This is a genomic window from Bacillus sp. FJAT-53060 (assembly GCF_037104745.1).
Lineage (GTDB): Bacteria > Bacillota > Bacilli > Bacillales > Bacillaceae > Bacillus > Bacillus stratosphericus_B.
In genome coordinates, this window is sequence record NZ_JBAWSW010000001.1 from 150,056 (window position 1) to 165,073 (window position 15,018).

Here is a 15,018-nt window from a genome sequence, read left to right on the forward strand (position 1 = left end):
AAACGCTCCCCCTACCTCCTATCGTTTCAGATTCACAAGCTCTTGCAGAATTTCATCAGCGGTTGTAATTGTCTTTGCATTCGCTTGGAATCCACGCTGCCCGATGATCATTTCTGTAAACTCGTCTGTTAAATCAACATTTGACATTTCAAGTCTACCTGTTTGAATCACACCAGTTCCTTGTTCACCAGGTACAATAGGATCGCTTGGTGCACCTGAGCTTAACGTTTGTCGGTAAAGATTGTCACCGGCTTTGTCTAACCCTGCTGCGTTACTGAAAGAAACGAGTGATACCTGTCCAACGATTCTCGCTTCATTGTTCTCAACAACCGAAATCGTCCCGTCTGGCCCAACACTTACACTTGAAACACCTTCTGGAATAGTAATTTTTTGACCATCCATTCCAAGCAGGTAGTTTCCATCAGGTGTGACCAAATTTCCTTCTGAATCAGGCTTGAAGTTCCCTGTTCTTGTATAAAGAATTTCTCCTTGCCTTTCGATACGGAAGAAGCCATCACCATTGATGTAGAAATCATACGGGTCATCAGTATTTTGAGCAGAACCTGGTGACATAATTTTGTCAATAGATGATAGAGATGACCCTAAACCTACCTGTTTTGAGTTGATCGAACCAGAATTGTTTGTTGGTCCACCAGCACTTGCAATCGTTTGACTTACCATATCTTTAAAGGTGATACGGCTCTTTTTGTATCCGTGTGTATTAACGTTTGCCACATTATTGGCCACGATATCTAATTTTGTTTGGAAGTTTTTCATTCCGCTAATTCCTGAGTATAGTGAGCGTAACATTTATTTTCCTCCTCGATTTGTTTACGATTTTTCTCCAACAGTTGTAACGTCCCAAGGGCTGATTTTCGTTCCATCCTCTAGATATAAGAAGTATTCATTATCTATGTTTTTCACAGACTTCACAGTGCCCGATATCTCTTTATCATCTTGTTTGCCCTCTACTTCTTTACCAATCCAGCCTACATACGTATTAAAAGGATCTTGGTGTGCAACAAATGTAGACATGACCATATTCAGCTGGGTGATTGATTCGTTCATATTCATTTGCTGCTCTAAAGAAGCAAATGTTGCAAGCTGCGTGACAAACTCACGGTCATCAATTGGGTTTGTCGGATCTTGGTTTTGTAGTTGAGTAAGCAATATTTTCAAGAACTGATCTCGACCGAGCGTGTCATTTTTATTTGCTGCACTTGGAGAAGTGTCCGCTGCTGTGTTTGGTCTAATTGTAGGATCAACGGTTGCCATTAGATCTCCTCCTCTTCATCATCTGACCCAACAAGAGCATCCAGTACATCTTGGAATTCCGCTTCCTGTTTATCAGGCTGCTGAAAACTCTGTCCTTTTGACTGCTGCTTGTCTTCTTCACTAAACTGTCCAAATAACGGCTGTTCATTTGATTGAAGCGGTATATGGAAACGCTCCACTTGAACCGACATATTCGGAAGTGCCTGTTTCAACTGTGGCAGATGCTGCTCTAACAGCTCTTTTGCTGCCTGCGTCGAGGCTGTAATTTTGCTCGCATACACACCGTTTTGTTTCGTTAGTTGAATGGTAATAAATCCAAGATTTTCTGGATTTAATCGAACTGTAAAGCGTCCACTTGATTTGCCGAACGGCGTAAACTTCATTTGCTTCCAAGTGTTTAGAATTTGCTGATCAACCGTACCTGGTTTTTCATCAGTTGTTTGCATATGCTGCACAGGAGCAGCTGATTGCAGTTGAAAAAACTGCTTATCACCTTGGAGAAGCGTATGGGTCATTTTTTTTTCAGAAGCAGGTGCAGCTATACTTTGTCCCTTGACGACTTCTTTTTTTGGGAGCCATTCAAGTAATTCAGCACCTTTTGCTTTAGACGAGAGGGAAGATTGCCTTGGAGAGACTAATTCTTTTAACTCTCCTATGGAAATTTTCCACTCTTTGTCTGACCCTTTCGCATTCGCCATCATATGGTGGATTAACTGGTTAAAGTGTTTCAGTTCACTTTGGGACATAGAGTTCAGCTTTGATGCTGATCCCTGCGAGAAGAACTGCTCTTTTACTTGTTGAATGAGCTTCTCATCTGCCCCGTTTTTCCAAAGAAAACGGATGAATTCTTCACCTTTTTCTTGAATATCCTGCACAAGTTTCGCATCAGAGCTGAGCGGTTGTTGGTTAAGCAATTGATATAACAAAAAGTGGACTTGTATGAGCTGTTCACTATGTTCAGCATCTGGTTTATTAGCTTGATCACCATAAATGGTTAATTCCATTTTTTGAAATAACTCTTCAAGTGACTGTAGTTCAGATGCATCGAGCTTTTGACCTTGAAGCATTTGAAGCGCTCCAAGAAGATCTCCATCGATCCCTTCTTCAGGTGATTGCATCCATTTTTCAATGATTTGCATCGCATCGTTGATAGAAAGAGAGAATTCCGCTGGCTGAGAATTGACTTGGCTGCTTTGAGCCCCTGCACCACTAAGCAATTGTTTAAACAAACCGCGTGCAGAAGATGCGCTGCCTCCCTTCAGTCCAGAAAGACTTTGAGAAGATTGCTGTAAGGCTCCAATATCCAATAGCTTCACTTATTGCCCACCCCCATTTTCACTTTCTTCTTTTTTGGCAAGCTCTTTTGTAAACGTTGCTGCCTTCTGAGGTGTTAGTTTTGATAAAATGTCCGTCAGCTTATTTTTACTAAGCTCCTCAAGAATCTCCAAAGCCTCTTCATCACTTAGTTCTGATAGAATCTTGGAAGATTTTCTAGCATCCATACTTTCATAAATGCTGGCAATCTTCCCTTTTAAAGACGCCGCAGTATAAGAGGATGTGCCCGCTGAATTATTGCTTGACGAACTGTTGGATGAACTGCCATTTGCTGACGTATTATCAGTTTCATTCTCAGATGTTTTTTCAAGTGAACGGATTTTTTGATTCAGTCTTTTAATCTCTTCATCACTTGTTTTCAAGTCTTTTTGTGCAATTTCGAGTTTATTCTTTTGCTCTTTAATGGTCTCTTTCAATTGTTTCAGCTCTTCATCACGTTGATCAATATGTGAAGATGGCATTTTTGAGCTGTTATCTGAACCAACCAAGTTACTAATCACTGGAATGTTTTGGAGTGGTCTCTTTAGATCAAAACCTGCCATATAAAGGATTGTGCCTGTCACAATCACAAACACAACCAATGGGATGATCACAATAAACAAAATCCATTGAAATTTACCGTCGCTTGATTCCTTCGTTTTTTCTTTCTGAGGCATTCATCTCGACTCCTAATGTCCTTGAAACATGAATTGGTTGATAGTGATATCATCCATTTCTTTCATTTCAATTGCCTTATGTTCAAGGGAAAACTTTGCAAATTGCTTTTCTTTCATTTTTTCAAACTTTTTAAACTCAATATTTTTTTCAGTTAAATCAGATTGTTTTTCATTCATTTGATGACGTTTCATGATCACAAGTTGCTGATAATGCTGAATGGTGTTATCTAAGTTGGTCACAAATTGCTGGTAATGACGCATTTCTTGGACACTCATCCCACTTCTCAGCTTTTCTTCTTTACTTTTTTCTATCAGCTCTTTTTTACTCATATTTTCATAGAGTTTTTCAGCGGCTTGTTCAAATGCCGATACGGATTGTTGATACGCTGCGAGTGATTTGTCTTTTTCACTTTCTTTCAGTTCTAAGAGTTTTTGAAATTTGTATTGATATCTCACTGTATTTGTCAATCCTCTCTATTCATCAAACTGAGCAATAAACTCACACTTTCTTCTATAGAGACAGCCTCTTCTACATCCTGCTTCAAAAATGAAATCAGATGAGGATAAGCCTGCATGGCCTCATCAATATCTTTAGAGGAGCCTTTTTTATATGCTCCAATGTTAATGAGGTCTTCAGCGTTTTGATAAGTGGATAAAAGCTGACGGAACCAGTTGGCCGCTTCCTTGTGATCATGACTTGCTATATTGTTCATGACACGGCTAATACTTTTCAGAATATTGACAGCGGGAAATTGTCCTTTGTTGGCTAACGCACGATCAAGTACAATGTGGCCATCTAGGATCCCCCTGACTGTATCAGCGATCGGCTCATTCATATCGTCACCATCAACAAGGACTGTGTAAAACGCAGTGATGGAACCAAGCTGATTTGTTCCAGTTCGTTCAAGCAATTTAGGCAGTATAGCGAACACTGAAGGTGTAAATCCTTTTGTAGTTGGCGGTTCGCCAGTTGCAAGACCTATTTCCCTTTGGGCCATGGCGACCCTTGTGACAGAATCCATCATAAACATGACATTTTTCCCTCTGTCTCTGAAGTATTCGGCAATGGCTGTCGCTGTATAGGCTGCTTTTAGTCTCGTCAGTGCGGGCTGGTCAGAGGTTGCGACGACAACTATCGATCGCTTAAGTCCTTCAGCACCTAAATCCTTTTCGATAAACTCACGAACTTCACGGCCACGCTCTCCAACAAGTGCAATAACATTTAGGTCGGCCTCTGTCTGTTTTGCAATCATTCCCATTAGGGTACTTTTCCCAACACCACTTCCAGCAAAAATCCCGATCCTTTGCCCAGTTCCAACTGTGAGCAGACTGTCGATTACTCTGACACCAACGCCCATCTTTTCTCGAATAGGCGGCCTGTCCATCGGGTTTGGGGGAGATTGATCTGTCGAAACAGGTGCAAGTCCTTTTGGAAGTATACTGCCGTCCAGCGGGTCTCCAAACGCATCAATGACTTCACCAATTAAACCAGTCCCTACTTTGACCTTTAACGACTCACCTGTCGCTTCAACAAGACTGCCTGGCGAAATTTTAGATGCTTCAACATAAGGCATAAGCAGAATGTTTTCTTCTCTAAAACCAACGACCTCTGCTTTAATCGGATGATGTTTACTGCCCTTTTTATGAATGAGGCACACATCTCCGATAGAACTCTCTGGCCCCTTGGACTCGATCATCAGCCCAACAACTCGATTGACTTTACCAAATCGTTTGTAAGGATCGGCTGTTTCAATCGTTTCTTTTAACACATCCAAGTTCATTTGTGATCACCTGAATCAATCACTTCTAATAATTTTTCTTTTAACTGATTCATTTGTGTATCAACACTCGCTTCCACTTTTCCAAAGCTTGTTTCTACGTAACAAGTACCTTTTGGCGCTTTTTCATCCAAATAAAAGGCAAGATGTGTATCCTTTTGAATGATTCTAATCAATTCATCTTTATATGCCATGACATGCTCGTAATGTTCAGGATCGACATAGATGGAAATATCGTCATATTCTTTCACTTCTGAAATAACCTGCTTCACAAGAGTCAAAAATTGATCTTTTGTATCCTCAGCTGCATACCAAACTCGTTTAGCGAGTTCAAAGGCCAGTTCCACAATCTCTTCAGCAGAGCTTTCAATTTTTGCTTCATAGTCCTGCTTCGCAAGGCTGACAATTTCATTCGCTTGATTAAGAATAGATTGGTACTGCACATTCGCATCTGCTTCCCCCTTTTGGAAGCCTTCTTGATAGCCTGTTTGTTTCGCATCTTCAATGAGCTGGATTCTTTCTGCTTCAAAATCGGCTCGTCGCTGATCGATTTCAGCCATTGTTTGTTCTAACTCACTGTTTGCTTGTTCTAAAATACGGATTGCTTGATCTTCTGCATCACTTAGCATAAGCTGTGATGCTTCTGTTTCATTGAACAGCTCTTCTTTATGATGTTCTCTTTTGAACTCTACTTGCTGTAAAGGAATCGTTTGCCGTCCTTGTTCAGGAATAACAGATGTTTCATGTTTGATAATCCTAGACAATAATATCGTCTCCTCCGCCTCGAGCTATGACGATTTCTCCAGCTTCCTCGAGTCGTCTCACGATGCTGACAATACGGGTTTGCGCTTCCTCGACATCTCTAAGCCGGACAGGTCCCATAAACTCCATTTCTTCTTTGAATGTTTCGACCATCCGCTGAGACATATTACGGAAGACAATTTCTTTGACCTCTTCGCTAGCCACTTTGAGAGCGAGCAATAAGTCATCATTTTCAACATCTCTGATCACGCGCTGAATCGCTCTGCTATCAAGAGTAACAATATCCTCAAAGACAAACATACGTTTCTTAATTTCATCAGCTAGCTCAGGGTCTTGAATTTCAAGTGTGTCTAAAATGGTCTTCTCCGTCGCACGGTCTACACCATTTAACACTTCCACCACCGCTTCGATCCCACCCGTTTGGGTATAGTCTTGCGTAAACGTTGAAGAAAGCTTTTGTTCAAGAATGCGTTCCACCTCATTGATGATCTCTGGAGATGTGCGGTCCATTAAAGCAATTCGTCTCGCAACCTCTGTTTGGACTTCCTCACTCAACTCAGATAAGATTTGACCAGCCTGTACTGGATCTAAGTAGGAAAGAATGAGCGCAATGGTTTGTGGATGCTCATGCTGAATAAAGTTTAAAATTTGCTCTGAATCAGCTTTTCTTGCAAAATCAAATGGTTTTACTTGCAGCGAGGATGTCAATCGGTTTAAGATGCTTTCCGCTTTGTCCTCACCGAGTGCTTTTTCAAGTACTTGTCTTGCGTACATAAGACCGCCTTGTGATATGTAGTCCTGCGCGATGGCAATATTGTGAAACTCTTCGATGATTTCATCTTTTTTAGCAGTATCTACACTTCTTACATTGGAAATTTCTAATGTTAATTTTTCTATTTCGTCTTCAGACAGATGTTTGTATACAGAAGCTGACACGTCTAGTCCTAAGGAAATCATTAGGATTGCTGCTTTTTGTCTGCCTGTTAGTCGATTTGGATCTTTTCTCGACATGTGTATTCCTCCTAATCCTCGGACAGCCAGCTGCGTAGCAATTTAGCAAAGTCTTCTGGTTTTTCTTTTGCCATTTTTTCAAGCTGATTTTTTCTCACCATTTCTTCTGTTTCTGGCTCAGTATCGATATCAGGAACATGGATTGGTGTACGTTCATCAAGCTCAAACTCTTCTTCCTCTTCTTCCTCTTCTTTTCTGCGATTACGCACAAGAAGAATAATGAGAGCGATAATTGCAAGTAGTAGCCCACCGCCTACAATATAAACCCAGATCGGAATATTGTTCGAAGGGTTTTCTGTTGTAGTTTGCTGTTTACCATCTAATTTTGATACAGATAGAACGATTTTGTTATCTAAGTCAGCTTGAGTGAGTGCTTGACCATTTGTGTACTCTTTGTCAATTGATGTGCTAATAATTGTTGAAAGAATCTTTTTGATATCATCTTGCCTTTCAGCTGTTAGAGAATTCACATCGTTTGCAGTTGGTGGTTCAACCAATGCCTGAATGCCAATGTCTCTCACTTTATAAGGACTTTCTTTGATATCTTTATGGATGCGGTTTACCTCATAATTGATGCGATCTTCGCTCTTTTCGTAATCTCCGCTTTCATTGGCTCCATCTGCGCCTTGATAATTTGTCACATCATCGGCGCCTGTTCCAGCTGTGCCTCCAGCTGCTGCACCATTCCCTGAATAGGTTTCAGCAATTTTTTCAGCACTGACAGCGATGCCTTGCATGTTTTCTTTATCAACTGGTTCTACAAGGTCTTCTTTTCTTTTTTCTTCAGTAAAATCAATGTCTGTTGTGACCGATACGGCGACCTTATCTTGACCCATCATGGTTCCAAGCAGCTGTTGAATTTTTCTTTGAAGGTTCTTTTCAATTTCTTCTTTTTTCTGCTGCTGTGCATCCATTCCACTTGCATAGGTATCAGAGCTACTGTTTAAGTCGTAGTAGTTGGAATCTTGGTCCATAATGACGATGTTTTCTGTTTTTAAATTTGGCACACTTTTTGAAATAAGATGATAAAGGCCTTTTACTTGTTGCTGAGTAAGCGTGTAGCCAGGCTGAACTTGCAACACAATTGATGTTGATGCATTACTTTGCTCTTCCCCAACAAAAACGGAATCTTTTGGCAGGTTAATCATAACCTTTGAATCTTTAATCCCGTCAATCGTGTTGATCAGATTAGATAGTTCTGTCTGAGTTGCGTCTACTTTCAGAACATCAAATTCATTATCTGTTAAACCGAAGCCGGAATTATTCGCAAAGAAGGAATAATCAATATTTCCTGTCTTAGGGAGTCCCTCTGATGCGAGTTGTACTTTTAAAGAGTCTGCTTGCTTTTCCGGAACTAAAATAGTCGTTCCATTATTTGCAAGTTCGGATTTAACGTTTTTGCCATCCAGTTCCTGTTTAATTTGCCCTGCTTCTGCCTCAGACAAATCTCTAAACAACGGAACCATTTTTTCAGAAGAAGCAAAGATGCTAACAACCGTAATAATGATTGCTAGGGCAGCAACGCCGCCAATCATGAGTATTTTTTGTAATTTTGATCGATTTCGCCAAAACTCAACTGTTTTTGTTCTTAATTGCATTAAAGTACGATTCATCTTAACCCCCGGTCATTCCATTCAGTCTTTTTTTGTCCGCCAGCACCTCCTACATCTGCATTCTCATAATCTCTTGGTACGCTTCGACTGCTTTATTTCGAAACTCCGTCGCAGCTGTGAGTGTCACACTCGCTTTTTGTGAAGCAATCATGACTTCCTCAAGATTGACATCTTTTCCTTGTGCAAGAGCATTAGTATACTGGTCTGATTTCAGCTGTGATTGATTTAATGCCTCAATGGAATTCTTCAGCACATCAGAGAAATCCGTTTGACTTTTAGGTGCAGCCGCCTGCAGTGGCGATGCATTCGTCAATTCATTTGCTTGCTGTGTGGTTTGAAGCTGGAAAGGAGATATTGCGTTAACCAATTCTTTTCACCTTACTTTCCTATTTCTAAAGCTTTCATCAGTATGCTTTTATTCGCATTTAGTGCCGTCACGTTTGCTTCATATGACCTTGAGCTACTGATGAGATCAACCATTTCCTTTAATGGATCAACATTTGGTGTTTGAACAAATCCATTTTCATTGGCATCGGGATTTGTAGGATCATATTGAAGGTTGAATGGAGTTTCGTCTTCTGTAATTTTCGTTACTTTGACACCGTTTCCTAATTTGCCGCTCGAATTCATGCTTGATTTCAATATAGATGAAAATGATTCACCTGACGGCTGTAATGTGACGAGCTTACGTCTATAAGGTTCCCAGTTGCCATCAACCTGTTTAGCTCTTGTTGTATCCATATTAGCAAGATTCGAGGATACAACGTCCATTCTGAGCCTCTGTGCTGTTAATGCTGAGGACGAAGCGTTAACGCCTGAAAAAATCGACATCACTTACCTCCTGTCAAAACTGTTTTAAGAGAATTGAACTTTCCGCTCATTCTTTCCACCAACGCATTATACTGAATTTGGTTTTTAGCGAGTTCACTCATCTCTTGATCAATATCGACATTATTTCCGTTTTCTTGATAAGAAGTGCGGTTACTCGAAATAACTGAATAATTAGACCTTGTTTTCGAAAAATCAATGTGACCTTGGTATGTTTTTTTAGCATCTAATTTGCTTGATGCATCATTTAGCATCTCATGAAATGCTACGTTTTTTGCCTTGTAGTTCGGTGTGTCTATATTGGCGATATTATTGCTTATGACTTTTTGCTTAACATTCGCTCTGCCCAAGGCATTCTCAAGGTTGTTTATCGTTCCAGAAAATATATCCAATACCATATACCTCCAATCATATGTATTTCATTCCATTTAATCATGTCGAGATTTGTAAAACCATATGTTCATTGTAAGAAATAATAGGATTAAAGTCTATGATGTATATGTAAAAAAAACTCGTAATATATATCTATTTTATGAGTAGGCTTAAAGACCTAGATTCAAAGCACTACAGAATTGTAAGGTGTTTCTTAAAAAAAGAGTGTCATTTTTCGGACAAATCCCCTTTTTTTAGATAAAAAACCCCTTTTCAGCATTTTTTAGCCGAAAAGGGGTTTTTGCTTAATGAGACTTTAAGTTTTCAAGTTCAATTAAAAATTTGTTGTTTAACACTTTGATATACGTTCCCTTCATTCCAAGAGAACGAGATTCGATCACACCTGCGCTTTCTAGTTTACGCAAGGCGTTTACGATCACTGAACGGGTGATGCCTACACGGTCAGCAATTTTACTTGCCACAAGCAGCCCTTCGTTTCCATCAAGTTCTTCAAAGATGTGCTCAATCGCTTCAAGCTCACTATATGAAAGAGAACTAATGGCCATTTGGACAACCGCTTTACTTCTTGCTTCTTCTTCGATTTCTTCCGCTTTCTCGCGAAGGATCTCCATTCCAACAACTGTTGCTCCGTACTCAGCAAGAATTAAATCATCATCTGTGAATGTATCCTCCAAACGAGACAGGATTAACGTTCCTAAACGATCCCCGCCTCCGATGATTGGAACAATCGTTGTTAAACCTGATTGGAATAAATCACGATTCTCAATCGGGAAAGCTGTATATTCACTGTTGATGTCAAGGTTTGAAGAAGTTTCAGGGACATTGAATAGACTCTTTGTATATTCTTCAGGGAATTGACGATCTTCAAGCATTTTTTTCATACGTGCATTTTCAATATGTTGATTAATGGAGTAGCCAAGAAGTTTTCCTCTTCTACTTAATACGAAAATGTTTGAGTCAATGACATCTCTCAGTGTTTCTGCCATTTCTTTAAAATTAACCGGTTTCCCCGCTGCATCTTGCAGCATTGAGTTAATAATCCTTGTTTTTTGTAGTAAAGCCATAATAATGATCCTCCTAGATTACTTTATTCATTTGTTAAAGTATAAATTGACTTAAGTCTTTGTTATTTGCAATCTTTCCTAGCTTCTCTTCTACATACTGAGGGGTAATGGTCACTGTTTCCATTGTAATATCGGACGCCTCAAATGAAAGCTCTTCAAGCAGCTTTTCAAGTATGGTATGAAGCCTTCTTGCACCGATGTTATCCGTCTCCTGATTGACATGATATGCCACTTCGGCAATCTTATGAATAGCATCGTCAGAAAATTCAAGAGATATACCTTCCGTTTCAAGTAAAGCCTTATATTGCTTTAATAACGCATTATCTGGTTCCGTTAAGATTTTCACAAAGTCTTCTATACTTAATTTATCTAATTCTACACGGATTGGGAAGCGCCCCTGAAGCTCCGGAATCAAATCTGAGGGTTTCGCCATATGAAATGCACCTGCTGCTACAAAAAGCACATGATCCGTTTTCACTGACCCATATTTCGTCATCACAGTTGAACCTTCTACAATCGGTAAAATATCGCGCTGTACCCCTTCACGAGAAACATCTGCGGATGATGCTCCACCACTTTTGGCAATTTTATCGATTTCATCGATAAAAATAATCCCTTGCTGCTCTGCTTTTTGGACAGCTTCCTGACTGACTTCATCCATATCAATCAGTTTTGACGCTTCCTCAGCAGTTAACGCCTTTCTTGCTTCTCTGACGGTCAGCTTTCTGCGTTTTTTCTTTTTAGGCATGAGATTGCTGAGCGCATCCTGCATGTTTATACCCATTTGCTCCATACCCGAGCCTTGAAGCATATCAAACATGGAAGGTTGCTGCTCTTCCACTTCTATCGTGACGTCATGGTCTTCAAGTTCGCCCATAGCCAGCTGGTGTGCAATACGTTTTCTTGTCGATTCAAGCTCTACTTCTTCATTTGAGTCATCTTGATCACGGTCATCTGCATCAGAACTGCCAAACAGCATCTCAAATGGATTTTTCACAGACTGGCTTTTTTTCCTACCAGGGACCAGTAAATGAACAAGACGTTTGTTCGCTTGTCTCTCTGCTTCTTCTTGAACATCTTTCATCTTTTCTTCTTTGACAAGTCTGATCGCTGTCTCAACTAAATCTCTGACCATCGATTCTACGTCACGACCGACATATCCGACTTCAGTAAACTTCGTCGCTTCCACCTTAATAAAAGGCGCTCCAGAAAGTCGTGCAATTCTGCGGGCAATTTCTGTTTTTCCCACACCTGTTGGGCCAATCATTAAAATGTTTTTAGGAACGACTTCATCCTTTAGCTTATCATGTAAAAGACTTCTTCTGTAACGGTTTCGTAAAGCCACCGCCACTGCTTTTTTCGCATCAAGCTGACCAATGATGTATTGATCAAGCTTTTCAACTATCTCTCTTGGGGTGAACGGCTTTTTCTCCATACGTCTCATGTCCTTTCTATTCAAGCTCTTCTAAAGTGATTTGATCGTTCGTGTAGACACAGATTTCTCCGGCCGTTTCAAGAGCAGCCTTTGCAATCTCTCTAGCTGAGAGGTGATCACCTGCATGTTTCTTGAGTGCTCTCCCGGCGCTAAGTGCATAGTTTCCGCCTGAACCGATGGCCAAAATGCCATCATCTGGCTCGATGACCTCTCCTGTTCCAGATACGAGCAAGATGCTTTCTTTGTTCATGACAATGAGCATTGCCTCAAGCTGTCTGAGCATTTTGTCACTTCGCCATTCTTTCGCCAGTTCTACAGCTGCTCGCTTTAAATTACCACCATATTCTTCAAGCTTTGTTTCAAACTTTTCAAAGAGTGTAAATGCATCTGCTACGGATCCTGCAAACCCTGCCAGTACCTTGCCTCCGAAAAGACGACGTACTTTTTTTGCTGTGTGTTTCATCACGACTGCCTGCCCGAAAGTGACTTGACCGTCGCCAGCCATTGCACTTTTTCCTTTATGTTGAACGGAAAAGATGGTTGTTGCATGAAATGATGACATTAAAAAACCTCCTTTTAGGATCGTTTAAAAGCCCTTGGGTGATGAGACATGTACGTTTTTCTTAAAGAATCTTTTGATACATGTGTATACACCTGTGTTGATGATAAATTTGAATGCCCCAGAAGTTCTTGAACACTTCTCAAATCCGCCCCCTCGTTTAAGAGGTGTGTGGCAAAGGTGTGCCTTAACATGTGAGGATGGATATGTAATGTGACTGACGTCTTTTTCATTAATTCAGTTAGAATGAATCGAACGCCTCGATCTGTAAGAGGAGCTCCTCGCTGATTTAAAAACACATGCGTCTCAGCACGGTTTTTCCCCTTAGCTATCAGCTTCTGCCTTCCATCGTCTAAATAAGGGGCCAGTGCTTCATGTGCGTAAGACCCGAAAGGAACATACCGCTGTTTGCTACCTTTCCCATGAACAAGCACTGTATCCATCGATAAATCAAGATCAGATTCTTTTAATGAACATAACTCACTGACCCTCATACCTGTTGCATAAAGAAGTTCTAAAATGGCTTGATTTCTTTGTCCAAGCGTTGTGCTTAAATCAGAAACTGTAAAAAGCTCTTTTAGTTCCTCTTCATACAAAAATGAAGGAATTCGCTTATCCTGCTTTGGTAAGCTAACGAGCAAAAAAGGATTTTCTTTCACAAGCTGTTCTCTTAATAAAAATTTATAAAAGCTGCGAAGCGCAGAGATTTTCTTACTAATCGTTCTTCTTGTAAGGCCTTTTTCATAAGCTTCTGTTAAATAAATTCTCGTATCTTGATAGGATACCTCTTCAAAACCGTTTATTCCTTGAAAGTTCATAAATCTGACAAACTCTTCAATGGCTTTTGTATATCCTGAGATCGTTAAAGCTGAATAGTTTTTTTCAATTTGTAAATATTCAATGAATAAGTGGACAAGACGCTGTTTATTCGTCATTTTTACACCTCTTTAAGGCTTTTAAATGGTATCACACATCTTGCTTTTCGTGCAATGTTTTACTACAGAGGTTTCTTAATAGTTTGAATAGTTTTGATTGCGCGCTTAGCGTACTCTGCATACCGTTCTTGTTTGTTTTTTATTCGAACGCCAAGATCTTTCAGCAAACCAAAGTTTGCATTCATCGGCTGGAAACTTTTCTTGTTTGTTGACGTGATGTAGTGAGACATACTGCCTATCACCGTTTCCTCAGGAAGTGTGACAAGCTCTTCTCCTTTAACAAAACGAGCCGCATTAATCCCAGCCACTAATCCTGAAGCAGCAGATTCAACATAGCCTTCAACGCCTGTCATTTGTCCGGCAAAGAATAGATCATCTCTGTTTTTAAACTGATAAGTAGGTTTTAAAAGGCTTGGCGAGTTGATAAATGTATTACGGTGCATCACACCATAACGAACAATCTCTGCTTGCTCAAGCCCTGGAATCAGACGGAACACTTCTTTTTGATCGCCCCACTTCAGATGTGTTTGGAAACCAACGATGTTATATAAAGTACCCGCTGCATCATCCTGTCTTAATTGAACAACAGCGTAATGTCTTTTCCCTGTCTTGGGATCTTCAAGCCCTACTGGTTTCATCGGACCAAACAGCATGGTTTTCCTTCCTCTTTTCGCCATGACTTCAATTGGCATACAGCCTTCAAAGAAGATTTCTTTTTCAAACTCTTTTAATGGTACAGTTTCAGCAGAGATTAACGCATCGTAAAAACGATCGAATTCCTCTTCTGTCATTGGGCAGTTTAAATAAGCAGCTTCCCCTTTATCATAGCGTGATTTCAAGTACACTTTATCCATATCAATGCTATCTTTCTCTAATATTGGTGCCGCTGCATCGTAGAAATAAAGATACTCTTCACCTGTTAAAGATTTTAATTTCTTTGAAAGAGCTTCTGAAGTAAGTGGTCCAGTTGCAATGATTGTTGGGTCTTCTGGAATGCTTTGCACTTCTTCGTGAAAGACCGTAACATTCGGGTGATTTTTCACACGATCTGTGACGTTTGCTGCAAATTCATGACGATCTACTGCAAGCGCTCCACCAGCAGGGACTGAGCTTTCATCCGCTGCTGAAATAATCGCCGAATCTAAATGACGCATTTCTTCCTTTAATACACCTACTGCATTTGTCAAAGCGTTCGCACGCAATGAATTACTGCAAACGAGCTCCGCAAATTTATCTGTGTGGTGTGCGGGAGTTTGTTTGACAGGTCTCATTTCATACAGATTGACTTTAATCCCACGCTTGGCAATTTGCCATGCAGCTTCACTTCCCGCTAACCCTGCTCCGATCACATTTACAAATTGACTCATTGTACAA

General features: G+C 40.3%; 17 protein-coding genes. All 17 read right to left on the minus strand.

Going from position 1 to position 15,018, the window contains the following annotated elements; genetic code table 11:
* Positions 1–18 precede the first annotated feature (18 nt).
* Positions 19–810 carry a flagellar basal body rod protein FlgG gene (gene flgG / locus WAX46_RS00840; protein WP_226566406.1) on the minus strand — a complete coding sequence of 264 codons (792 nt, stop codon included), beginning with the start codon at positions 808–810 and terminating at the stop codon, positions 19–21.
* A 21-nt stretch (positions 811–831) separates the two neighbouring features.
* A complete protein-coding gene (gene flgD, locus WAX46_RS00845) occupies positions 832–1,275 on the minus strand; it encodes a flagellar hook assembly protein FlgD (protein ID WP_226566407.1) in 444 nt (147 codons plus the stop codon).
* Entirely contained in the window at positions 1,275–2,591 is a 1,317-nt protein-coding gene (locus WAX46_RS00850; RefSeq protein ID WP_336493204.1) for a flagellar hook-length control protein FliK, read from the minus strand. The genes flgD and WAX46_RS00850 overlap by 1 nt, the downstream gene beginning before the upstream one ends.
* Positions 2,592–3,266, minus strand: coding sequence for a MotE family protein (locus WAX46_RS00855; RefSeq protein WP_226566409.1), 675 nt, complete (start codon positions 3,264–3,266; stop codon positions 2,592–2,594). It abuts the gene before it with no gap.
* Positions 3,267–3,278: 12 nt separating this feature from the next.
* On the minus strand, positions 3,279–3,722 hold the full coding sequence (gene fliJ / locus WAX46_RS00860; RefSeq protein ID WP_226566441.1) for a flagellar export protein FliJ: 444 nt from the start codon (positions 3,720–3,722) through the stop codon (positions 3,279–3,281).
* Positions 3,723–3,730: 8 nt separating this feature from the next.
* Positions 3,731–5,047 carry a flagellar protein export ATPase FliI gene (gene fliI, locus WAX46_RS00865; RefSeq protein ID WP_336493205.1) on the minus strand — a complete coding sequence of 439 codons (1,317 nt, stop codon included), beginning with the start codon at positions 5,045–5,047 and terminating at the stop codon, positions 3,731–3,733.
* Entirely contained in the window at positions 5,044–5,808 is a 765-nt protein-coding gene (fliH, locus tag WAX46_RS00870) for a flagellar assembly protein FliH (RefSeq protein WP_226566411.1), read from the minus strand. Before fliH ends, fliI begins: the two co-directional genes overlap by 4 nt.
* Entirely contained in the window at positions 5,801–6,817 is a 1,017-nt protein-coding gene (gene fliG / locus WAX46_RS00875; RefSeq protein WP_226566412.1) for a flagellar motor switch protein FliG, read from the minus strand. Before fliG ends, fliH begins: the two co-directional genes overlap by 8 nt.
* An 11-nt stretch (positions 6,818–6,828) precedes the next feature.
* The gene (gene fliF, locus WAX46_RS00880) at positions 6,829–8,430 is read right to left on the minus strand and encodes a flagellar basal-body MS-ring/collar protein FliF (protein WP_226566413.1); all 1,602 of its coding nucleotides are present in this window, start codon (positions 8,428–8,430) and stop codon (positions 6,829–6,831) included.
* Between the two features lie 49 nt (positions 8,431–8,479).
* A complete protein-coding gene (gene fliE, locus WAX46_RS00885; protein ID WP_226566414.1) occupies positions 8,480–8,797 on the minus strand; it encodes a flagellar hook-basal body complex protein FliE in 318 nt (105 codons plus the stop codon).
* 11 nt (positions 8,798–8,808) lie between these two features.
* A complete protein-coding gene (gene flgC, locus WAX46_RS00890; RefSeq protein WP_336493206.1) occupies positions 8,809–9,261 on the minus strand; it encodes a flagellar basal body rod protein FlgC in 453 nt (150 codons plus the stop codon).
* Entirely contained in the window at positions 9,261–9,650 is a 390-nt protein-coding gene (gene flgB / locus WAX46_RS00895) for a flagellar basal body rod protein FlgB (RefSeq protein WP_226566416.1), read from the minus strand. Before flgB ends, flgC begins: the two co-directional genes overlap by 1 nt.
* Before the next feature lie 285 nt (positions 9,651–9,935).
* Positions 9,936–10,715, minus strand: a complete 780-nt coding sequence (codY, locus tag WAX46_RS00900; RefSeq protein WP_226566417.1) for a GTP-sensing pleiotropic transcriptional regulator CodY — start codon at positions 10,713–10,715, stop codon at positions 9,936–9,938.
* Positions 10,716–10,749: 34 nt separating this feature from the next.
* Positions 10,750–12,150, minus strand: a complete 1,401-nt coding sequence (gene hslU / locus WAX46_RS00905; RefSeq protein ID WP_226566418.1) for an HslU--HslV peptidase ATPase subunit — start codon at positions 12,148–12,150, stop codon at positions 10,750–10,752.
* Between the two features lie 16 nt (positions 12,151–12,166).
* A complete protein-coding gene (gene hslV, locus WAX46_RS00910; protein WP_226566419.1) occupies positions 12,167–12,712 on the minus strand; it encodes an ATP-dependent protease subunit HslV in 546 nt (181 codons plus the stop codon).
* 14 nt (positions 12,713–12,726) lie between these two features.
* Positions 12,727–13,644 (minus strand): tyrosine recombinase XerC, encoded by a 918-nt coding sequence (xerC, locus tag WAX46_RS00915; protein ID WP_336493207.1) that lies wholly within the window; start codon positions 13,642–13,644, stop codon positions 12,727–12,729.
* A 62-nt stretch (positions 13,645–13,706) separates the two neighbouring features.
* Positions 13,707–15,011: an FADH(2)-oxidizing methylenetetrahydrofolate--tRNA-(uracil(54)-C(5))-methyltransferase TrmFO gene (trmFO, locus tag WAX46_RS00920; RefSeq protein ID WP_336493208.1), complete on the minus strand. Its 1,305-nt coding sequence runs from the start codon at positions 15,009–15,011 to the stop codon at positions 13,707–13,709.
* Positions 15,012–15,018 lie beyond the last annotated feature (7 nt).